The following is a 22319-nucleotide window of genomic DNA, read 5'->3' on the forward strand; positions in this document are numbered from 1 at the left end:
GCGCAACAGGGTAGCACAGTTGCAGGCCGGTCAGAATACGGAGCGCACGCCCTGTATAGTGCTGAGGGAAGGGTTAAAGCACGTGTCGTAGTATTGCTGAATCGCGAGCATACGCTGACGATTCAGATGCATACGACGCAGCGCCAGCAGGCCGTTAGTGAGGCCACAGGCCAGGAGCACGATTAACAGCAAGGCGGCACCGAGATAGCGCCATTTTGCCATTGCATCAGGTTCATTATGCAGGGCGATATGGCGCGTGCCGTTGGCATCTGTGTAGATGTTCGTGATGATGCCCGTCGCGCTGAACGGCGTGTGCAACAGCAGTGAGGACAGACGTTGCAGCTCCTGCCATTGTGAGGCCGCATCCAGATCAAACAAGGGAACCGCGGGCTGAGGCTGGTTGACTAACTGATGCCCTTCGTCGCTGACAATCACAAACCCGCCCGGCGGTGGGCTGTTGAGATTTTCTGTGGCACGACGCGTTTCACGATAAAAGAAGGTCGACGTCGCGGTGTGCACCAGATTTTCCAGCGCTTCCGCGCTGACAGGGCGCAGCAGGACATTCATCCCGTTAAGTTGACCGGAATCGGCGCGGCTGACTAATGTGTCCCAGTCTTTGGCATTGCCCAAATTCACCAACGCGTTTTTAAGCCGAACACAGTCCTGTGCCTGGCTGCACAGCGCCTGCGTTTTCAACACCAGATCGGAAAAGTCATCCAGCAAAATCATGCCTGATTTCTGAATCGCAGACGCTAACTGCGGATTCAGTTTGGGGTCCGTATTGGTTTCGGGATGCAGCTGTTTTGTGGTGGTTTCCAGAAGCGCGGAGGCTTTCTCAATAATATCTGAGTGAGGCAGTGGCAGAGGCGTAGCGTTATTCCAGTAGATCTGCGAGCAGTCGAACGGCATGTAGATATAAGTGCGATTGCTTTGATAATTGCCCGGCACGGCACACATGCCGGTCCCGGTAACCTTCAGGCTGTCACCCACTTTCAAATCTTCACGACTCAGTTGATTAACGCTACTGACATCAAGGCTGTCAGTACCTTTTACCCATGCAAGGCTGAGCTTGATGGGCATACTGAGCGGTATCCAGGTGAGTAAGAAGGCCAGAACAATAAAGGCACCGCAGGCCAGAACGACATTTTTCCGCCAGCGCTGAAGCGGAAAGTTTTTTACCTCGTCCTGCAAAGAAAGAAAACGGCCCTGACGCACCACCTGACGGTTAAGATAAATTTCGACGTCTGTAACCTGCCCCAGGTCGTGTGCGACGTAAGGCTGCCAGTGCGCAGGATAAATCAGGTCGATAATTCCCAGCGTGATGTTGCTCTGCTCTTGATTGGACTCGCCAAATAAGCCCCAGCGTTTTGGCGCGCCGCGCAGGCAGTGGATCTCACGCAGACCATTTTCACCGGGAATCCGGTACATTAACCACAGACTTGCGGCGACCATCGCGCTGGCAATCACCACCAGCCAGATCATCAGACTTGTGGGTAATAACAAACCAATAAAAAACATCATCAACGCAAACGAGATGATAACGGCCTCGCGCGTGCCATCCGGGCGGGACAGTCGATACTCTTCCAGTGTTTCTTTGCGCACCCGAACTAACTCAACGTTTTCGCTTTCGGCCTTACGGATAGAGGCATTTGTGGATGCCGGACGTATCAGATTAGGCAGTGACTGCTGATCAATCGCGTAATCCACCAGCGAGTGGCCGTTTAACGAAATGATGAGTGGGATCGATTGCGTACGGATCAACTCAACGTAATTTTCATCGGTGATGTACTGTTCCCACAGCGGCGGCAAATGGACTTCAACTTCATCCAGATAGTAGCGCCACTTATGCGGATCGTCGGTGGAAAGCCCATAGCGGGTAATCGCGCGGGTAACCGGATAAACATTGTTGCTCTGGGCGGTCAGCACCAGCTTTTCGTGCCGACGACGGGATTCACCAGGGCTGAGAATACGGGGTTGTTTTTCCAGGGCGGCAAGATACTGCTCTACGGCTCTGCGCTCTCTTTCAGTCAGTTTACGGCAGGGCGGGCTGATGAATGGCAATGGTTTCGCCAACGGCGGCCTGCGCCGCATAGCGTACCAAAATCCAATACCTGCCAGAATTGAACAGGTTAGCACTAAGGCCAATATAATAATTATTGTGCTCATGCTTTGCTCAATTCAGCCAAAATACTGCCTTCACTTTAGACTTACGTCCCCAGACGCGCCCCTGATTTCAGGCGATTGATGGGAGGTTAAACAACTCTGACAAGTTTAACAACAAACAAAATTGTACTGTAAATCATTTGATTAGGCGTTATTACAGCACACACTGCCAGAATAGTAACTATCATGCACATAGTATTGTATCGGCATTGTCTGAATTTTGAAGGCAGATATTGACTAACGCAAATTTTTTGTGCCCGAAATAGAGCCGTTATTGCATAGAGAAAACGTGGGCTGCGTAACCGGATGACGTCATTGAGTCGCACAATGCTCCACGGTTAGGTATGCTAATTCGCTACGGAGTGCTGGCGCAGCAAGTTTGAGGCTGATATGAAAAAGTCGTTAAAAAAACCTGACATCCTCAATGTAGAAACCGTAGCACGTTCACGGTTGTTTACTGTCGAAGCGGTCGACCTGGCCTTCAGCAATGGCGCCCGGCGCATTTATGAACGCATGAAACCGTCGGAACGCGAGGCAGTCATGATTGTGCCCATTATTGATGATCATCTGATTCTGATCGAAGAGTATGCCGTGGGCCTGGAAAGCTATGAACTGGGCTTTCCAAAAGGCTTAATCGATCCGGGTGAAACGGTCAATCAGGCGGCCGACCGTGAACTGAAAGAGGAAGCGGGATTCGGGGCTGGCCAGTTGACTTTGCTGGGTAAACTGACGATGGCACCGTCCTATTTTTCCAGCAAGATGAACATTGTGGTTGCAGAAGGGCTTTACCAGGAGAAGCTGGAAGGGGATGAGCCTGAGCCGCTGGTGGTCCACCGTTGGCCGTTAAGCAACATGCTGGCGTTACTGCAGGAGCCTGATTTCCGCGAAGCGCGCAACGTCAGTGCGTTGTTTATGGTGCGTGAGTGGCTGGTGAAGCAGGGCCGTCTGCATTACTGATTGAGCACCAGATTTCCGGGCGGTATAAAACGGAGAGGCGGCCAGGCCGCCTCTCACGTTTATCAGAACAGTTCGTGACTTTCGCCATTGTCCATGATGGTCGTACCTGCATCATGAACCGAATATTCAGTTGGCTGTGTTCCGTTGATAAAGTACTCCTGACGTGTGTTTCCTCCGCCATTGGCCAGCTTGCCCGTACTGCGGTCAATGGTCACGGTAACAATGCCCTCAGGCGGCGTTAACGGCTGAACAGGAACACCTTCAAGGGCCACCTTCATAAAGTCATCCCATGCAGGCTGTGCACTCTTCGCCCCGCCTTCATAGCCCGAAATCTGATCGGGAATGGCACCAGAAAGCGTACTGCGACCCAGATCGCGACGCGCATCATCGAAGCCGATCCACACCGAGGTCACTACGCCCGGGCCGTAACCCGAGAACCAGGCATCTTTGGAGCTGTTAGTCGTCCCTGTTTTCCCGCCGATATCATTACGTTTCAGGTCGCGTCCGGCACGCCAGCCGGTGCCCATCCAACCTGGCTCACCAAAAATATTACTGTTCAGCGCGCTTTTGATCAGGAAGGACAGCGGTGTGTTAATCACGTGCGGCGCATACTGCTGCTCGCCACCCTGCTGAGGCTGGGCGGGCACTTGCTCCAGCTCAGGCTGCGGCACGGCTTGATTTTGCTGTGGGGCGGACGGGGCAACGTTCTCAACGCTTTCCGCATTCAGCGCCAGCGCTTTTTTGGTTTCACCGTAGATCACCGGTAAGTTGCACTGCGGACAGGCAATTCTGGGTTTCTCTTCGAAAACGGTCTGTCCCTGTTCATTTTCGATCTTACTGATGAAATAAGGATCGATCAGGAAGCCGCCGTTAGCCATGACCGAATAGCCCCGCACGACCTGCAGCGGTGTGAACGACGCTGCACCCAGGGCCAGCGATTCGGTATGCACAATATTCTGTGCCGGGAAGCCAAAACGCTGGAGATACTCTGCGGCGTAATCCACGCCCATTGCACGCATGGCACGAACCATAACAACGTTTTTAGACTGCCCCAGCCCCTGACGCAGACGAATCGGACCATCGTAAGTGGGCGGAGAGTTCTTTGGACGCCAGTCCGCACCGGCACCGGCATCCCAGCGAGAAATCGGTACGTCGTTCAGAATGGAGGCCAGCGTTAACCCGCGATCCATCGCCGCGGTATACAGGAACGGCTTGATGTTTGAACCCACCTGGCGCAGCGCCTGAGTCGCGCGGTTAAACATGCTCTGGTTGAAGTCAAAGCCCCCGACCAGTGCGCGAACCGCACCGTTATTAGGGTCCAGTGAAACCAGGGCCGAGTTCACATCCGGTACCTGGCCCAGCCACCATGTATCGCCGACCTGGCGTACCCAGATCTGCTGGCCCGGCTGAAGCACCTGTGCAATGCTTTTTGGTGTCGGTCCCTGCACTGTGTCCGATTTAAAGGCACGCGCCCAGCGCACGCCCGCCATCGTCAGTGACACATTGCTGCCATCCTTCATCATGACGGTGGCTTCGTCACTCTGGACATGCGTTACGACGGCCGGATGAAGCGGCCCGTACAGAGGCAGATTTTTTAATGCTTTAACAATCTGCGTTTGCCCCCAGGCTGGCTCGCCGACTTTCCACAGCACGCTGGTAGGGCCACGATAGCCGTGACGCATATCGTAGGCGATGACGTTGTTCTGCACGGCTTCCTGCGCGGATTCCTGCAGACGGCGCGTCACGGTGGTGTAAACCTTGTAACCATCGGTATACGCATTATCGCCATAGCGTTTCACCATTTCCTGGCGCACCATCTCGGTCAGATAGGGCGCGGAGAAGACGATTTTCGGGCCATGATAGCTGGCGACCAGCGGCGCATTACGTGCTTCATCATATTGCTGCTGGGTGATGTATTTCTGGTCCAGCATACGAGCCAACACCACATTGCGCCGGGCGACAGCACGACTGTGGGAATACAGCGGGTTAAAGGTTGACGGGGCTTTCGGCAGCCCGGCGATGGTCGCCATTTCACTCAACGACAGCTCGCCAACGGGTTTGCCAAAATACACCTGCGAGGCTGCGCCAACGCCATAAGCCCGGTAGCCGAGATAGATTTTATTCAGGTAAAGCTCAAGAATTTCGTCTTTATTCAGCAACTGCTCAATGCGAATCGCCAGAAAGGCTTCCTTTACCTTACGCATCAGGGAGCGTTCCGGACTGAGGAAAAAGTTACGCGCCAGTTGCTGTGTGATGGTACTGGCCCCCTGGGACGCATGGCCTGAAACCAGCGCAACGCTGGCGGCACGGAAAATCCCGATGGGATCCACACCGTGATGCTCATAGAAGCGGCTGTCTTCCGTCGCAATAAACGCATGGACCATGTCAGGTGGAACCTGCTGCAGGCTAAGCGGAATACGGCGCATTTCACCATACTGGGCGATAAGATCGCCGTCGGCGCTGTAAACCTGCATAGGGGTTTGCAAACGCACATCTTTCAGTGTGTTAACGTCGGGTAACTGGGGCTCTATATATTTGTACAAACCATAAATCGAGCCAGCTCCCAGCAAGATGCAACACACTGCAAGGATTAATAAATACTTTACGAACTTCACCTGAGATTTCCCATCTGTTGTCGTTTGGGCAGTTTATAAGCAACCGCGCAGTAGTATAAAGGCAAGCCAGACGCTTTGATATGTCCATTTTTCCGGACGATAAGGAGATCGCGCGCATGGCTTTTCACACCTGGCAAATTGGACTGGATATTCAGAACCGGCAGTGCTGTGCCCTTGCCATCCTGCGTCGTCGCCGGGGTTGGCAATTATGCCACTGGTGGCAGCAACGGCTGCCGCAAGATACGTTAAGAAACGGTGTGCTGCAATCTTCCCCTGCATTGCTGTCTGTATTAAGCCAGTGGCGTAAGGTGTTACCACGGCGCTATACGTTACGGGTCTGTCTTCCCGCGCACCTGGCACTACAGCAACCGCTTTCTCTGCCTGATCCGCCCTTAAAAGAACCCGCACTGGGCCGCTTTGTCCGGGCATCCGCTCAGCGTCTTTTCCCGGTGGACCCCAGTGAACTGGCCCTGGATTACCGTGTCGATACCAACCTGGAACGGCTAAGCGTCACGGCTGCACGGCGGGATGTCGTTACGCAGTGGCGGACACCGCTGGAGCAGGCCGGCCTTAAATGCTCTGTGTTTGAACTGGCGACGAACGCACTCAACATCGTCGCAGAACAGGCGCAACTGGCTGCGGGAAGTGTAGTGGTTTTACGTCAGGATGCACGTTACCTGTGGAGCGATGGCGTCAACGCCGCACTTTTTGCCGGAGAGGGCGATTTTGACGCGCTACGTGAGCAGGCTTTTCCCCACGCGACGTCGCTTTATTATTGTGATGCCGATAACGCATTGCCGCCGGCTGACACGGTGCCGTTCTCTCCCCTGCAAACATTTCGCTATCAGCAGCCACCTTTGCCCGCGTATCCGGGGGCCTTCGTCCTGGCCGCCGGGCTGGCGTTGCGGAAAGAGGATTGCTGATGGTCGCTGTGAACCTTCTTCCCTGGCGGCACTGGCGCTGGCAGCGTCAACGGCGTCAGAGCTTACGTATGCTGGCTGTCACGTCAGGACTGGTCGTGCTGCTGGTGGCAGGGCAGTGCTGGCGGGATCATAAGGCGCTCAGACGGGTTCAGCGTCAGCATGTCGGCCTCAGTCATGCCCTTAAGGCCGCTGAACAGCAGGTGGTGCAGCAACAGCGACTGCTGAAACAACTGGATGAGGCGCAGCAGCGCCGCCACTGGCTGCACCAGCAGAGCAGGCAGTTTCAGGTCTGGCAGCAACTCTGGCTTGCGTTGCCTGCTTTGCTGCCCGACGGGCTGTGGTTAACGCGACTGGATAAACGGGAAACGTCGTTACAACTGGAGGGCAAAGCGCAGCATATGCAGGAGATTCGCGCCTTTCGCCAGCGCTTAAGCGATGTGGCGCTGTTTTCACAGATCAAACAAGGCAATGTGCAACGCCAGCCTGAAGGGGAGTATCGCTTCGTCTTGCATATTCGCCTTAAGGAGGCGACTAGTGAGTAGCCTTACCGGGCACTGGATGCGGTTAGCTCCACCGCTGCGTTATGGCAGCCTGTTAGCGGGCGCGGTCTGCCTGCTGTGTGTGGCCTGGTGGACCGTGCTACAGCCGCAAAAACGGGTGCTGGCTGATGCCAGGCATCAATGCGTGCAGCAGCAGGTGCGCCTGCAACAGCTGCAGCGACAGTTGGCTCACTATCCCGCCCTTGCTGTTTTACAGGCACAACTTCAGCAGATTCAGATGGAAAAGTCAGCCGCGTCATCGACGCTGGAGGCGATCATCGCAGAGCGGGGTGCAGCGCTTGAGCAGTGGCTGCCCGATGAACAGCCTCGAGCCCTCACTTTCCATCTGCAATGGGCCCAGTTTCCGCCGTTGTTTTCTGCGCTTTCAACGTCTGCAACGGCGTTTCCTGATCGCTTTCAGTTAACCGCTCATTCTGACTATCTGGTGGCGCAACTCTGGCTGGACGCTGATGAAACCCCTTAGTGTTGTTCTGCTGTTACTCAGCTGTGGTGCTGGCGTTGCGCAGGCACGGGATCCGTTTCGTCCCCTTCCTGGCGCGGCCTGCCTGGCGGAGGTTGAACCTCTCAGCGAATGGCGTTTGCAGGGCATCATTGGTCGTGCTCCCCGGTTTCAGGGCTGGCTACTGACGCCACAGGGCAAATCCGTCCACGTCTTGAGCGACCAGCCTTTTCCGTTGTTCCCCTGGCAAACCCTCCGGTTTACTTCCCGTTCGCTTCAGCTATTTATTCCGGGCAGTTGCCCGGCCCAACGTTTCACGTTTCATCTCAAAGGACGCCTGCATGATAAGGATAGCGATTCTGACCCTCCTGCTGTTTTGCCAGATCCCCGCTCACGCCAGCCCCGATGAGGGCCTGAGCCTCGCGTTTGATGATGCGCCGATTGAGCGCATTTTACAGGCGCTGGCTGATTACCAGCAGATCAACCTGATGATCTCCCCTGAGGTTAACGGAACGCTGTCACTGCGGCTGGACAACGTCTCCTGGCAACAGGCACTGTCGCTGGTCGCGCGGATGGCGCAACTGACTGTGCTGGAAGAAGATAACGTTCTGCTGGTTTATCCCGAGCGTTGGCAGCAGCAGCGGCGCGAAGCAGAAAAGGTGCAACAGGCGGAAGCGCGTCAGCAGCGTCCTTTAATGCAGCGCAGGATCAACCTGCTCTATGCCAGTGCCAGTGAGGTGCACCGCAGCCTGCAAGGGGAACGCCAGTCGCTTATGACATCGCGCGGGAGCGCCTCTGTGGACACGCGCACCAACAGCCTGTTGCTGCGCGACATTGAACCGGCGCTGCAAGACACGGAGCGCTGGATTCAGGCGCTGGATGTGCCGCTGGAGCAGGTTGAGCTGGCGGCCCATATCGTGACGATTAGTGAAGAGAATCTGCATGAGCTGGGCGTCAACTGGCGACTGTCTGAGGATAGTGAAAGCCTCAGCCGGGCTTTACATCACCCGCTTCTGGCTATTCCCCTGGGGCTGACCTCGCCCGCTGTTTCGCTGGGTGTCACGTTGTCGCGGACAGGCGGCAGAGTGCTGGATCTGGAGCTCAGTGCGCTGGAGCAGGAAAACCAGGTTGAAATCATCGCCAGCCCACGGCTTTTTACGTCGCATCAGCAAACCGCGTCGATTAAACAGGGCACCGAAATCCCTTATGAAGTCTCAGCCGGTAACAGCGGCGCAACCAGTATCGAATTTAAAGAAGCGGTGCTGGGCATGGAAGTCACGCCCACCGTTTTAGGCAATGGCCGCATTCAGTTGAAAATACGTATCAGCCAGAACGTGCCGGGGCGCGTGGTTCAGACCAGCGCCTCGCAGGTGCTGTCGATTGATAAGCAGGAAATGGAAACGCAGGTGACGGTTAACGACGGGCAAACACTGGCCCTGGGCGGTATTTTCCATCAGCAGCGCACTCAGGGGCAAACGCAGGTGCCGTTACTTGGCCGTCTGCCTGTCGTGGGGGGATTATTCCGCCAGCAGGCTGAAGAACATAAAAAACGCGAGCTGGTGATCTTCATGACGCCGCGATTGGTCAGGGAAGCAGCGCTTATGGCACGATAAAACGGAAAATGTGCCCTTAAAGTTTAACTGCGTTGACGCAGGACAGGAATTAGCTTACAAGGTTTAGCGATTTTTAACACGTTGTAAGCGTCTGAGTTGGAAGAACCCGGCAAGCAGATGAGCGAATTCCTCTGTACGCAGTCATGTCACAACGCTTTACTGACGCCTTACAGTTTCGCGAACAACAGGCCAATTCAGAAATGGATGTGCTGTAAGCAATATAATCGGTTGCCAAACAGCCTTGAGTGTTGAGATAATTTTTCGTCTGACTCTTGCTAACGCTCATGAGGTCTCAGTTCCTGTCCCGCCAGTAAAATGCTGAAAGCGGGGTATCATTAACGAATTCTTAGTAATACCGACAAAATGGCAGAGAAACGCAATATCTTTCTGGTTGGGCCGATGGGTGCCGGCAAAAGCACTATTGGCCGTCAGTTGGCTCAGCAACTCAATATGGAGTTCTTCGATTCCGATCAGGAAATTGAGCGACGCACCGGAGCGGATGTGGGCTGGGTTTTTGACGTTGAAGGCGAAGCTGGCTTCCGCGATCGTGAAGAAAAAATCATCAATGAACTGACCGAGAAGCAGGGCATCGTCCTGGCGACCGGCGGTGGCTCCGTAAAATCCCGGGAAACACGTAATCGTCTCTCCGCCCGCGGCGTCGTGGTTTATCTTGAAACCACTATTGAGAAACAACTGGCACGTACGCAGCGTGACAAAAAACGCCCCTTACTGCAGGTCGAGTCGCCACCGCGTGAAGTACTTGAAGCGCTGGCCGCTGAACGCAACCCGCTGTATGAAGAGATCGCCGATGTTACCATCCGCACTGACGATCAAAGTGCAAAAGTGGTGGCGAATCAGATTATCCACATGTTGGAAAAAAGTTGATCCAACGTTTGAAAGCTCTTTGACAGGTATCGAGCATCATGGAGAAGATCACCGTTTCATTGGGGGAACGCAGTTACCCCATCACTATCGCCGCCGGACTGTTTAATGATCCGGCTTCTTTTTGGCCGTTAAAAGCGGGTGATAATGCCATGCTGGTCACGAACGAGACGCTGGCACCGCTTTACCTGGATAAGGTCACGGCGCGGCTAAAGGCGGCGGGAGTGAAGACGGATCAGGTGATTTTGCCCGACGGTGAGCAGCACAAAACGCTGGCGGTGATGGATCAGGTTTTTACCGCCCTCCTGCAAAAGCCCCACGGGCGCGATACCACGCTGGTGGCGCTGGGTGGGGGCGTGATTGGCGATCTTACCGGTTTTGCTGCGGCAAGCTATCAACGTGGTGTGCGGTTCATTCAGGTGCCGACCACGCTGCTGTCTCAGGTTGACTCGTCGGTTGGCGGAAAAACGGCGGTTAACCATCCTCTTGGCAAAAACATGATAGGTGCGTTTTACCAGCCCGCTTCGGTCGTGATTGATACGGAATGTCTCCGGTCACTGCCTCCGCGTGAGCTGGCGTCCGGTCTGGCTGAAGTGATTAAATACGGCATCATTCTGGACGGTGAATTCTTTCACTGGCTTGAGCAAAATCTTGACCGCCTTCTGGCGCTGGATGAAGCCGCGCTGGCCTGGTGCATCCGTCGTTGCTGTGAGCTGAAAGCCGAGGTTGTCGCCGCGGATGAGCGTGAAAACGGTCAGCGCGCATTACTGAATCTGGGTCATACTTTTGGCCATGCCATTGAAGCGCATATGGGCTATGGCAACTGGTTGCATGGTGAAGCGATTGCCGCTGGTATGGTGATGGCGGCGCGAACCGCGCAACGTCTTGGTCAGTTCAGCGAACAGGATTGCCAACGCGTTATTGCGTTACTACAGCGCGCCGGTTTGCCGGTACACGGACCGGTTGAGATGCAGGCTGAAGACTATTTGCCCCATATGATGCGCGATAAAAAAGTGCTGGCGGGCGAATTACGTCTGATACTGCCTTTGGCGATAGGCCGCGCTGAAGTGCGTGGTGGCGTGGCTCATGATATGGTGATGGCGGCAATTAATGACTGCCAGAAATCTTGATATTCAGCAGGTAAGTGGTGACGCGACGCGCGGGTGCGCAGTGCGAACGGCCGCTTTACGGAGGAGGCAAAATGGATGAGTTCAAACCGGATGATGAGTTAAAACCTGACGCCAGTGACCGTCGTCCCTCGCGCCCACGTAAATCGTCCTCTGCGACGAAAGCTCCGGTCTCGCGCCAGCACGTCATGATGGGCGTCGGTATCCTTGTGTTGCTGCTGCTCGTGCTGGGCATTGGCTCAGCGCTCAACGGCGCTGACGACAGCAAATCCGCGTCGTTCTCTACTGACAAAGGCACCGCCACCAGCGGGGCCGCAGGATCGGGCAACGGAAAAAATATTGATCTCAGCGGCTCCACCGCCATGAGCGGCGGTCAGAACGCCACGGGAACAGCACAGCCTTCCACCGGCACTCCGAATGCAGCAGGAGCGGAACCGGCAGCGGGGGCGACAAATGCGCCACGTGATATTTCCATGCCACCGGTTGCATCCACACCCACGCAGGCAGCCCCGGTTGAAACCCCGGCTAATCAGCAACGCATTACATTACCCGGCGACCTGAACAGCGCATTGACCAACCAGCAACAGCAGGTGGATGGCGCCGCACAGGGTGCAGAAGGCAGCAGTTCTCTGCCGACCGCACCCGCTACGGTGAGCGGGAAAGCAGGTGCAGCGGCGAGTCTTCCCGCTACAGGTCGTCAAAACGCCGCGCAGGCACCCGTCACGCCGCGTCATACGCGTGAGCCTGCCAGAACGGCGTCTAAACCCGCAGCCAGCGAGCATAAAACCCACACAACGCCAGCGCACTCATCCGTGAATAACGCGCCGGCAAAAGCGGCGGGCAGTAGCGCTACGGCCAGCAAATCAGTACCGGGCGGCAACTACACGTTGCAGTTGAGCGGCGCATCTAAAGCGGAAAGCCTGAATGCCTGGGCGAAGAAGCAAAACCTGAGTGCGTACCATGTGTATAAAACCACGCGCAATGGTCAACCCTGGTATGTGCTGGTCAGTGGTTCTTACGCCACGCCGGCCGACGCAAAGCGTGCCGTTGCGACATTGCCTGCAGAGGTACGTGCACAGAATCCCTGGGTGAAACCGGTCAGTCAGGTCAGGAAAGAAGCCAGTCAATAAGTGATGTGGGGCCTGCCCATGCGGGCCCTGTTTTAAGCGCAGATCTGCTGTCGGTTCAACCACAGCCTCACAATAAGATGTAATTACCACGACAGCATGAAAAAAAATCGCGCTTTTTTGAAATGGGCGGGGGGAAAATTTCCCTTAGTCGAAGAGATCCACCGTCATTTGCCGCAAGGTGATTGCCTGATCGAACCCTTCGTTGGCGCGGGCTCCGTGTTTCTTAACACCGATTTTGATCGCTATCATCTGGCCGACATCAACAACGATCTCATCAATCTCTACAATATTGTCAAAACGCGCACGGCGGATTTTATTCGCGATGCGCGTTTACTGTTTACCAGCGAAACAAACAGCGAAATCCGTTATTACCAACTGCGCACGGAGTTTAACCTCAGTCATGACGCTTATCAGCGTGCGCTGCTGTTCCTCTATCTGAATCGCCACTGCTACAACGGCCTGTGCCGCTACAATCTGCGTGGTGAGTTCAATGTGCCGTTTGGGCGCTATCGTAAACCTTACTTCCCGGAAGCCGAGCTGCTCTGGTTTGCCGAACGGGCGCAAAAGGCGACGTTTGTCTGTGAATCCTACGATGTTACCCTGAACAATGCCCAAAAAGGCTCTGTGGTATATTGTGATCCGCCGTACGCGCCGCTGTCCGCAACGGCTAACTTCACGGCTTACCACACCAACAGTTTTAGCCTGCATGAGCAGCAGCATCTGGCGCAACTGGCCGCAAAGCTGGCGTCTGAGAGTCAAATTCCGGTCCTGATTTCTAACCATGATACGGAACTGACGCGTTGCTGGTATCAGGATGCCGTGTTACATGTGGTCAAAGTCCGGCGTTCTATTAGCCGAAGCATAACCGGTCGCACCAAGGTCGACGAACTGCTGGCACTCTATAGCTAGTCTGTTTCGTCCGCGACCAGGGTACTACGCCAGCCATCATGCTGGCGCACAACAGTGGAGAATCGGATGAAACAATATTTGCTGGCCCCTTCCATCCTTTCGGCAGACTTTGCTCGCCTGGGTGAAGACACCGCGAAGGCACTGGCGGCCGGAGGCGACGTGGTTCACTTCGACGTAATGGACAACCACTACGTGCCGAATCTGACAATGGGACCGATGGTGTTGAAAGCGCTGCGTGACTATGGCATCACAGCCCCGATCGATGTGCATCTCATGGTGAAGCCAGTGGACGCGTTAATCCCCGAGTTTGCCAAGGCTGGCGCGACCTACATCACGTTCCACCCCGAAGCGAGCGAGCACGTTGACCGCACGCTGCAGTTAATCAAAGAGCACGGTTGCAAAGCAGGCCTGGTCTTTAATCCTGCCACTCCGCTCAGCTACCTCGACTATGTAATGGATAAACTGGACATCATTTTGCTGATGTCGGTGAACCCCGGCTTTGGTGGTCAGTCATTTATCCCCGGCACGCTCGACAAGCTTCGTGAAGCGCGCAAGCGGATTGATCAGAGCGGCTACAGCATTCGCCTTGAAGTCGACGGTGGTGTGAAGATTGATAACATTGCGCAAATCGCGGCAGCGGGTGCAGATATGTTCGTTGCCGGTTCGGCCATCTTTGGCCATCCGGATTACAAGAAAGTGATCGACGATATGCGGAACGAGCTGGAGAAAGCGAATGGCTCATTTCACTGATATTCGTGGGCTGGCCTTTGACCTGGATGGTACGCTGGTCGACAGCGCGCCGGGGCTGGCGGATGCGATCGATTTGACGCTGGCAGACCTGGCGTTGCCTGCTGCTGGCGTGGCGCGCGTGTCAACGTGGATTGGGAATGGTGCCGACGTTATGATGTGCCGTGCGCTGACCTGGGCACTCGGGCGCGAGCCACACCCGGACGAGCAGCGTGATGCGCGTGTGCTGTTTGACAAACATTACGCCAGCACGGTGGAGGCGGGCAGTACCCTGTTTCCTCAGGTCAAAGAGACGCTGACACGGTTACAGGCCACAGGCATGCCGATGGCGATTGTGACCAATAAGCCGACGCCGTTTGTCGCGCCGCTGCTGCAATCGCTGGGAATCGACCAGGCGTTTTCGTTGATTATTGGTGGCGATGATGTGGTGGTTAAAAAACCGCATCCTGCCGCGATTTTTCTGGTGTTGGGTAAATGGGGGCTGCTGCCCTCACAACTGCTGTTTGTCGGGGATTCACGCAATGATATTCTGGCCGCGCAGTCTGCCGGCGTACCCAATGTCGGCATGACGTTTGGCTATAACTATGGTGAACCTATTGCCAGCAGCCAGCCCAATCTGACCCTTGACTCTTTTGACGAACTTTTGCCCGCTATCGGGCTGTAATTTATCAGGACATAAGCATGAGCAAACCCATCGTTTTCAGCGGCGCACAGCCGTCCGGCGAACTGACCATTGGCAACTATATGGGTGCGCTGCGTCAGTGGGTGCAGATGCAGGACGATTTCCACTGCATTTACTGTATCGTCGATCTGCACGCCATCACCGTGCGCCAGGATCCGGTTGCACTGCGTAAAGCCACCTTAGATACGCTGGCGCTCTATCTGGCCTGCGGCATCGATCCCGAGAAGAGCACCATCTTTGTTCAGTCGCATGTGCCGGAACACACGCAGCTCAGCTGGATTCTGAACTGCTACACCTATTTCGGTGAGCTGAGCCGCATGACCCAGTTCAAAGACAAATCCTCACGCTATGAAGAAAACATCAACGCGGGTTTGTTCAGTTATCCGGTGCTGATGGCTGCCGACATTCTGCTTTACCAGACCGCGCAGGTACCGGTGGGTGAAGATCAGAAACAGCATCTTGAGCTGAGCCGTGATATTGCGAGCCGGTTTAATGCGTTGTATGGCGATATCTTTAAGGTGCCGGAGCCGTTCATTCCAAAATCAGGCGCACGCGTGATGTCGCTGCTGGAACCGACGAAAAAGATGTCTAAGTCGGATGATAACCGCAACAATGTGATCGGCCTGCTTGAAGATCCCAAATCGGTGGTTAAAAAGATTAAGCGTGCGATGACCGACTCTGAAGAGCCGCCGGTTATCCGTTATGACATTAAAGAGAAAGCGGGCGTCTCGAATCTGCTGGACATCCTGTCAGGCGTAACCGGTACGCCGGTGACCGCGCTGGAGCAGGCGTTCGAAGGCAAAATGTACGGGCACCTGAAAGGCGCGGTCGCAGAAGCCGTATCGGGCATGCTGACAGACCTGCAGGAACGTTATCATCGCTTCCGCAACGACGAGGCGTTGCTGGAAAAGGTGATGCGTGACGGTGCACAGAAAGCCCGTGCCCAGGCGCAGGAAACCCTGAAAAAAGTCTATGAAGCGGTCGGATTTGTTTCTCAACCCTGATCGGTAACGTTGTAAGTCAAACGGCGAGCGAAGGCTCGCCGTTTTGATTTTCCCCCCGGCGTAATGGGCGGCGCAGGCTGACCACACTGCCGACAAAGGAAAATGACGGCCAGGTACCACGCGCAAACGGAGCGGAACGTGTGCCAACCCTTCTTGCGTTTCGCTTTCGGTAATCATGTCATCTTATTCGTCCCCGACCTTTTGCTCCCGCGCCTGACCTGTCCGCAGAGGCAGGGCGCCGGTTCGGCCTCGTACGCGCTAAGTGATTTAAATAACGAATAAAGTCATCTGGAGCAGGGCAGAGAGATCGTGTTAGCTTTACTTCGCAGCGCTTAACGCATGAGGAGCCCGGAATGACAACAGCACCACTTCGCTGGATAAACAATCTGCGTTTGCCCACCCGGGAAGGGCTGTGGCAGATAGAGATCGTGGAAGGAAAAATCGCCCGCATCACGGCGCAGCCTCAGCAGCTGTCAGCCGAGGGCGCAGCACTCGATGCGGAAGGCGGCCTGGCGTACGCGCCTTTTATTGAGCCTCATATTCACCTGGATACCACCCAAACGGCGGGTGAACCGGCCTGGAATCAGTCCGGCACGCTGTTTGAAGGTATTGAGCGCTGGGCAGAGCGGAAAGCCTTATTAAGTCATGAGGATGTAAAACGGCGCGCGATGCAAACGCTGAAATGGCAGATCGCGAATGGCATACAGTTTGTGCGCACGCATGTGGATGTGTCCGATCCGACGTTAACCGCCCTCAAGGCTATGCTGGAACTGAAAGCGGAGATGGCGCCCTGGATCACGATTCAAATCGTGGCGTTCCCGCAGGAAGGCATTCTGTCTTACCCTAATGGCGAAGCGCTACTTGAAGAAGCGCTGCGACTCGGCGCGGATGTCGTCGGCGCGATTCCCCATTTTGAGTTCACGCGGGAGTACGGCGTGGAATCCCTGCATAAAGCGTTCGCGCTGGCCAACCGTTACGACAGGCTGGTGGACGTGCACTGTGACGAAATTGACGATGAGCAGTCACGCTTCGTCGAAACCGTTGCCGCGCTGGCACACCGTGACGGGATGGGTGCGCGCGTCACGGCAAGCCATACCACAGCGATGCACTCGTATAACGGGGCTTATACTTCTCGTCTGTTTCGCTTACTGAAGCTCTCCGGCATCAACTTTGTTGCCAATCCCCTGGTGAATATTCACCTACAGGGTCGCTTTGACAGCTATCCCAAACGCCGCGGCATTACCCGGGTGAAAGAGCTGCTGGAGGCGGAGATTAACGTCTGTTTTGGCCATGACGACGTGTTCGATCCCTGGTATCCGCTGGGTACAGGCAATATGCTTCAGGTGCTGCATATGGGATTACATGTGTGTCAGCTGATGGGGTACGAGCAAATTAATGCCGGGCTCGATCTGATTACACGCAACAGTGCCAACACGCTGAATTTAGCAGAGTACGGTATTCAGCGTGGTCATGACGCCAGTTTTATCATTCTGCCCGCAGAAAACGGTTTTGATGCGGTCAGGCGGCAGGTGCCGGTGCGTTATTCGCTTCGGCGTGGAAAGGTCATCGCGGCGACGCAGCCCGCAGAGAGCAAAATCTGTCTGGAAATGTGGGAAGCGGTGACCTTCAGGCGTTGAAGCAAAGGGCGGCGCGTTGCCGCCGCCCTGAGAGGATTAATGCGTGATATGACCGTGCGAGCGGTGTTTGGTCACCAGGCCCAGCAACGCACACATGATAAACACCACGGCGTACAGGCCATTTGCCGTTAGCAGCGCGCTGTGCACGCCGCTGTTTTTCACAATGGGTGACGTAACGACGAAGGTCAGCATGGTACCCACGGTGCCACAGGTCAGAATAAAGTTAACCAGCTTGGGAGACGCGACTTTGGTTTGTAGAGAGCCGAGCGTAATGATGGTGGTATAGATCGCGCTTGAGCTGAAGCCCAGCGTCAGAATAATCCACCGCAACATGCTTGCATCCTGGCTGCTTACGAACCAGTACATCAGCACCGTGGCCAGTCCTGCCAGTACCATCAGAATACGTTGCAGATCGAAGAAGCGCAGCAGGAAGCTGAATACCCACATGCCGACCATATAAGCGGTCCAGAAGCTTCCTACCAGTTGACCGGCATCATCAATATTCATGCCCATCACTTTGGTGGCATATTCAGGCACCCAGGAAATAAAGCCGAGCTGGCCAAGAATGTAGCATAAGGCGGCAATCGCCAGTAACAGTACGCCCAGTCCCCATTTTTCTTTTTCAACCGTTGGGCTGTTCTCTGGCTTACGCAGAACCGGAAACTCCACGAATAACGTCATGATAAAAATACCGACGTAAATGACGCCAATGCAGACGTAAACCCAGTACCACGGCAGATGACGTGCCAGTAAAATGCCGGCCAGAATCGGGAAAATGGTGCCAGCCATACTAAAGAAGGAGTCCGTGAACAGCAGGCGTGAACCCCGTTGGCGGCCTTCGTACATGTGGGTAATCAGGAACGTCCCAATCGACATGGTGATACCACTGACGACGCCCAGTACGAACATGCACAGCGAAAATACCGACAGATCCCGGCTGGTCATCAGTCCGATAACGGCTAATACCATCAGCACAAAGCCAAAAATCAACTGGCGTTTGAGCGGCACAATGACCATCAACCAGGCATTAAGGAAAACGGCAGCCAGGATGCCACTGTTCAGGAAAGTGAAGGTGTTACCCATACTGTCGATGGGAATCTGGAAATCTTTCGCGATATCACCCATTACCATACCGGTGACAATCACCAGGGCACCGGTGAGCGCATAGGAAAGAAAGCTAATCCAGGTAAGGCCGATACGATTACGATTTGTCATGTTCTGAACCTGTTGGGAAGCGGGAGCGCTGAAGCGGCAGAAATTGTAAACGGAACCGTGATCTTAATAAACTAAGAGTGAAAACTGTTGTCATTCATTTCATCAATACTGTGATTTTAATCACGAAGCGGAAGCAATCTTTTTCAGGCGTTTTTGGGTGCGTTTAGCGTAAATATAGGTAAAACGCTGGCTCTTGTATTACATGCTCTTTACAATCAATATCGTTTTTGAGCTAGCTCTCCAAAGTAAGGAATTACTCATGTTTAAACGTACTTTGACAGCGGCAGTTGCCCTGTTAGCGCTCTCTTCTGTTTCTGCCTCAGCTTTAGCGGCCAAAGGTGATACGCATGTCCTGCTGACCACTTCTGCCGGTAACATCGAACTCGAACTGAATAATCAAAAAGCACCGATCTCCGTTAAAAACTTCGTTGATTACGTTAACAGTGGTTTTTACAACAACACGATTTTTCACCGCGTTATCCCGGGTTTTATGATTCAGGGCGGTGGCTTTACCAATGAAATGCAGCAAAAACAAACCAATGCGCCGATCAAAAATGAAGCGGATAATGGTCTGCGCAACCTGCGCGGCACCATCTCCATGGCGCGCACCTCCGACAAAGACAGCGCCACCAGCCAGTTCTTTCTGAACGTCGCTGACAACGCCTTTTTGGATCATGGTCAGCGCGATTTTGGCTACGCCGTCTTTGGTAAGATCGTGAAGGGCCAGGACGTCGTGGACAAAATCTCTCAGGTGCCAACCAAAGATGTCGGGCCTTACCAGAATGTTCCCGTCAAGCCGGTGGTCATTTTGTCGGCAAAAGTCCTGCCCTGATTGTCTTGATTGCCATCCCGTTTCCGGCAAAGGGAAAATTTGCTCTTATACTTAGGGCAAACCTGAGCAGGAGGCGGTATGGCAAATACACTTACAGACAAACAGAAGGCAGCGCTCTGGCGACAGCGGCGGAATGCCAGCTATCGGGCAAGCTGTCGGCTTGAAGGCTTTACCCTGACGGAACCGGAGGTTAAGGGTGAAGAGGCGGAAGCCCGTCTGACCTCTTTAAGGAGGCAATATGGCTGCTAATACTGCCGTCACGCAGGATCCCTACCTGTGGCAAAACGACACGGTCCTCAAAAACCGTCTCGATATTCATGATGAAGCACAGTTACGTAAAGCAGAACTGAGCTTTAGCGCCGCCCGGCTTGCCACACTTGAACTGGGCCCACCCAAAATCGGCCTGCCTTACCTGTGTCACATTCACCGTACGCTGTTTCAGGATGTCTACAGTTGGGCTGGCGAACTCCGCACGCTGGACATCTGGCGCGACGAAACCCCTTTTTGTCACTTCGAATATATCGAAAAAGAGGGTAATGCACTCATGGCCGCGCTAGAAGAAGAGAACGGCCTGGCCGATCTGCCTTTAGCTGAGTTTGCGAAACGCGTCGCCTGGTATTATTGCGAAATCAATATGCTTCATCCTTTTCGCGAAGGTAATGGCCGGGCGCAGCGTATTTTCTTTGAGCAACTGGCCCTGCATGCAGGTTACCTGCTGGAATGGGAAAAACTGAATCCGGAAGAGTGGGTCAGCGCCAGTCAGGCCGGTGCGGCAGGGGATTTACAACCGCTGGAAGACGTCTTTGCCAGCATCGTCAGCGAAGCGCATCCTGTCTGAACCCCGTTCCCGCCAGGGAGGCGAGCGCGTCTCCCTGCGCCTGGTAGTCTGTTTTCCTCACATCACACTCACGTCACACCGAATGATAAGATACGGCTCTGGTCCTCATTCCGGATGCCGGGCCTTGTACGTATCCTTCTGATCTGCCTGAAATCATAACCATGCTGCTGCTTATTGATAATTACGATTCTTTCACCTGGAACCTGTACCAGTATTTTTGCCAACTGGGCGCGAACGTTCAGGTGGTAAGAAATGATGCCATCACTCTGGATGAAATGACGGCGTTGCCGTTAACCCACCTGGTGATTTCACCCGGCCCCTGTACGCCCGATCAGAGCGGGATCTCATTACAGGCCATTCGCCACTTCGCCGGTCGCCTGCCGGTGCTGGGCGTTTGTCTGGGGCATCAGGCCATCGCCCAGGTGTTTGGTGCGCAGGTCGTGCGTGCGCGCGAAGTCATGCACGGTAAGACGTCTGCTGTTCAGCATAACGGCTGTGGTGTATTTCGCGGTCTGAATCAACCGCTGACCGTAACGCGTTATCACTCGCTGATTGTGAAAGCCGATACGCTGCCTGATGAATTTGACGTCACCGCATGGAGTTTACGTGACGGTCAGCCCGACGAAATTATGGGCATCCGCCATAAAACGCTGGCACTGGAAGGCGTGCAGTTTCATCCTGAAAGTATCCTCAGCGAACAGGGACATCAATTGCTCGCTAATTTCCTGCAACAGTAAAGTTGTGTTTGCCTTTAAGTGATTTTTTATGCATATTTCATGATTATTATTTCATCACGAATCAACTCATCAGTTTGCGAGGTTGTCAATGGCAGCGGAAAACATTGCGGTAACACGGGAAACGTTCGATCAGGTTATTTTGCCTGTTTATGCACCTGCGCAGTTTGTACCGGTAAAAGGCAAAGGAAGCCGGGTGTGGGATCAGCAGGGTAAAGAGTATATCGACTTCTCGGGTGGGATTGCCGTCACCGCGCTGGGCCATTGTCACCCGGCGCTGATTGAAACCCTGAAGAAACAGGGCGAAACCCTGTGGCACACCAGCAATGTGTTCACCAATGAACCGGCTTTGCGCCTGGCCAGCAAACTGATTAACGCCACCTTCGCGGACAGAGTGTTTTTTGCCAACTCCGGCGCAGAAGCCAACGAGGCCGCGTTTAAGCTGGCGCGTTATTATGCCTGTAAACGTCATAGCCCGTTTAAAAGCAAAATTATTGCCTTCCATAATGCCTTTCATGGCCGGACGCTGTTTACGGTCACGGTAGGCGGCCAGCCAAAATATTCCGACGGTTTTGGCCCGAAACCCGCTGACATTGTGCATGTGCCATTCAACGATTTGGCGGCAGTGAAAGCCGTTATCGACGACCACACCTGTGCGATTGTCGTTGAGCCCATTCAGGGTGAAGGTGGCGTCATGCCGGCCACGCCAGAATTTATGCAGGGGCTGCGTGAGCTCTGCGATAAACATCAGGCGTTGCTGGTGCTGGATGAAGTTCAGAGCGGTATGGGGCGCAGCGGTAAGCTGTTTGCTTATGAGCACTACGGCGTCACGCCAGACATTCTGACTTCGGCGAAAGCGCTGGGCGGTGGTTTTCCTGTCAGCGCGATGCTGACCACTGAGGAGGTGGCGTCAACGATGGCTCCTGGCGTGCATGGCACCACCTATGGTGGCAATCCGCTGGCCTGTGCGATTGCTGAAACCGCGCTGGATCTGATCAATACGCCAGACGTGCTGAACGGCGTGGAATCCCGTCGTCAGCAGTTTGTCGAGGCACTCAAGGCGATTGATGCCCGTTACGATCTGTTTAGCGATATTCGCGGCAAAGGCTTACTGGTAGGCGCGGCCCTGAAGCCGCAACATGCCGGAAAATCACGCGATATCCTCAATGCCGCCGCGGCTGAAGGCGTTATGGTGCTGGTGGCTGGTACGGATGTGATGCGTTTTGCCCCTTCACTGATTATTGAACCCGCCGATATTGAAGAAGGCATGGCGCGCTTTGCCAAAGCGGCCGGGAAAGTCCTGGCTGCCTGA

The 22319-nt window shown here is 54.6% G+C and carries 22 protein-coding genes; 19 read left to right on the forward strand and 3 right to left on the reverse strand.

The annotated features are described in order from the left end of the window. Window positions 1-30: 30 nt before the first annotated feature. Window positions 31-2166, reverse strand: a complete 2136-nt coding sequence (locus C1N59_RS01765; protein WP_039342672.1) for an intracellular growth attenuator family protein — start codon at window positions 2164-2166, stop codon at window positions 31-33. A gap of 387 nt (window positions 2167-2553) precedes the next feature. Between C1N59_RS01765 and nudE the strand changes: the two genes are divergently transcribed. After that, entirely contained in the window at window positions 2554-3120 is a 567-nt protein-coding gene (gene nudE / locus C1N59_RS01770) for an ADP compounds hydrolase NudE (protein WP_006121006.1), read from the forward strand. 62 nt (window positions 3121-3182) lie between these two features. Here nudE and mrcA read toward each other — a convergent pair whose 3' ends face one another. Next, window positions 3183-5735, reverse strand: a complete 2553-nt coding sequence (gene mrcA / locus C1N59_RS01775) for a peptidoglycan glycosyltransferase/peptidoglycan DD-transpeptidase MrcA (RefSeq protein ID WP_039342670.1) — start codon at window positions 5733-5735, stop codon at window positions 3183-3185. A 116-nt stretch (window positions 5736-5851) separates the two neighbouring features. On the opposite strand from mrcA, the gene pilM reads away from it, so the two are divergent. The 13 genes from pilM to C1N59_RS01840 all read left to right on the forward strand — a co-directional run bounded on the left by pilM (window position 5852) and on the right by C1N59_RS01840 (window position 17388). Continuing rightward, complete coding sequence (gene pilM, locus C1N59_RS01780) at window positions 5852-6658, forward strand: pilus assembly protein PilM (RefSeq protein ID WP_394550229.1); 807 nt, start codon at window positions 5852-5854, stop codon at window positions 6656-6658. Then, window positions 6658-7200 (forward strand): PilN domain-containing protein, encoded by a 543-nt coding sequence (locus tag C1N59_RS01785; protein ID WP_394550230.1) that lies wholly within the window; start codon window positions 6658-6660, stop codon window positions 7198-7200. Before pilM ends, C1N59_RS01785 begins: the two co-directional genes overlap by 1 nt. Then, the gene (gspM, locus tag C1N59_RS01790; protein WP_205952377.1) at window positions 7193-7681 is read left to right on the forward strand and encodes a type II secretion system protein GspM; all 489 of its coding nucleotides are present in this window, start codon (window positions 7193-7195) and stop codon (window positions 7679-7681) included. The genes C1N59_RS01785 and gspM overlap by 8 nt, the downstream gene beginning before the upstream one ends. Continuing rightward, window positions 7668-8066, forward strand: a complete 399-nt coding sequence (locus tag C1N59_RS01795; protein ID WP_205952376.1) for a HofP DNA utilization family protein — start codon at window positions 7668-7670, stop codon at window positions 8064-8066. Before gspM ends, C1N59_RS01795 begins: the two co-directional genes overlap by 14 nt. Further along, on the forward strand, window positions 7999-9270 hold the full coding sequence (hofQ, locus tag C1N59_RS01800; protein ID WP_205952375.1) for a DNA uptake porin HofQ: 1272 nt from the start codon (window positions 7999-8001) through the stop codon (window positions 9268-9270). The genes C1N59_RS01795 and hofQ overlap by 68 nt, the downstream gene beginning before the upstream one ends. A gap of 363 nt (window positions 9271-9633) precedes the next feature. Continuing rightward, a complete protein-coding gene (gene aroK, locus C1N59_RS01805) occupies window positions 9634-10155 on the forward strand; it encodes a shikimate kinase AroK (protein WP_033741572.1) in 522 nt (173 codons plus the stop codon). A gap of 38 nt (window positions 10156-10193) precedes the next feature. Further along, entirely contained in the window at window positions 10194-11282 is a 1089-nt protein-coding gene (aroB, locus tag C1N59_RS01810) for a 3-dehydroquinate synthase (RefSeq protein WP_033741570.1), read from the forward strand. A 71-nt stretch (window positions 11283-11353) separates the two neighbouring features. Beyond that, entirely contained in the window at window positions 11354-12409 is a 1056-nt protein-coding gene (locus C1N59_RS01815) for an SPOR domain-containing protein (protein WP_394550231.1), read from the forward strand. A gap of 96 nt (window positions 12410-12505) precedes the next feature. After that, entirely contained in the window at window positions 12506-13318 is an 813-nt protein-coding gene (dam, locus tag C1N59_RS01820) for an adenine-specific DNA-methyltransferase (protein ID WP_006120998.1), read from the forward strand. A 66-nt stretch (window positions 13319-13384) separates the two neighbouring features. Further along, the gene (rpe, locus tag C1N59_RS01825; RefSeq protein ID WP_006120997.1) at window positions 13385-14068 is read left to right on the forward strand and encodes a ribulose-phosphate 3-epimerase; all 684 of its coding nucleotides are present in this window, start codon (window positions 13385-13387) and stop codon (window positions 14066-14068) included. Beyond that, window positions 14052-14729: a phosphoglycolate phosphatase gene (locus C1N59_RS01830; RefSeq protein WP_394550232.1), complete on the forward strand. Its 678-nt coding sequence runs from the start codon at window positions 14052-14054 to the stop codon at window positions 14727-14729. The genes rpe and C1N59_RS01830 overlap by 17 nt, the downstream gene beginning before the upstream one ends. A 17-nt stretch (window positions 14730-14746) precedes the next feature. Beyond that, window positions 14747-15751 carry a tryptophan--tRNA ligase gene (gene trpS / locus C1N59_RS01835; RefSeq protein ID WP_033741566.1) on the forward strand — a complete coding sequence of 335 codons (1005 nt, stop codon included), beginning with the start codon at window positions 14747-14749 and terminating at the stop codon, window positions 15749-15751. Between the two features lie 353 nt (window positions 15752-16104). Next, window positions 16105-17388, forward strand: a complete 1284-nt coding sequence (locus C1N59_RS01840; RefSeq protein WP_394550233.1) for a cytosine deaminase — start codon at window positions 16105-16107, stop codon at window positions 17386-17388. A 36-nt stretch (window positions 17389-17424) separates the two neighbouring features. Here C1N59_RS01840 and tsgA read toward each other — a convergent pair whose 3' ends face one another. Then, window positions 17425-18603 carry an MFS transporter TsgA gene (gene tsgA, locus C1N59_RS01845; RefSeq protein ID WP_006120993.1) on the reverse strand — a complete coding sequence of 393 codons (1179 nt, stop codon included), beginning with the start codon at window positions 18601-18603 and terminating at the stop codon, window positions 17425-17427. Between the two features lie 259 nt (window positions 18604-18862). Here tsgA and ppiA point away from each other — a divergent pair, with 259 nt between their 5' ends. The 5 genes from ppiA to C1N59_RS01870 all read left to right on the forward strand — a co-directional run bounded on the left by ppiA (window position 18863) and on the right by C1N59_RS01870 (window position 22319). Further along, on the forward strand, window positions 18863-19435 hold the full coding sequence (gene ppiA, locus C1N59_RS01850) for a peptidylprolyl isomerase A (RefSeq protein ID WP_033741562.1): 573 nt from the start codon (window positions 18863-18865) through the stop codon (window positions 19433-19435). Window positions 19436-19513: 78 nt separating this feature from the next. Further along, the gene (locus tag C1N59_RS01855; protein WP_394550235.1) at window positions 19514-19684 is read left to right on the forward strand and encodes a YhfG family protein; all 171 of its coding nucleotides are present in this window, start codon (window positions 19514-19516) and stop codon (window positions 19682-19684) included. Continuing rightward, window positions 19674-20273 (forward strand): putative adenosine monophosphate-protein transferase Fic, encoded by a 600-nt coding sequence (locus tag C1N59_RS01860; protein WP_006120990.1) that lies wholly within the window; start codon window positions 19674-19676, stop codon window positions 20271-20273. The genes C1N59_RS01855 and C1N59_RS01860 overlap by 11 nt, the downstream gene beginning before the upstream one ends. A gap of 161 nt (window positions 20274-20434) precedes the next feature. Next, window positions 20435-21010 carry an aminodeoxychorismate synthase component II gene (locus C1N59_RS01865; protein WP_006122311.1) on the forward strand — a complete coding sequence of 192 codons (576 nt, stop codon included), beginning with the start codon at window positions 20435-20437 and terminating at the stop codon, window positions 21008-21010. 88 nt (window positions 21011-21098) lie between these two features. Further along, window positions 21099-22319, forward strand: a complete 1221-nt coding sequence (locus C1N59_RS01870; RefSeq protein WP_394550236.1) for a bifunctional acetylornithine/succinyldiaminopimelate transaminase — start codon at window positions 21099-21101, stop codon at window positions 22317-22319.

The organism is Pantoea sp. SGAir0183 (assembly GCF_043545505.1).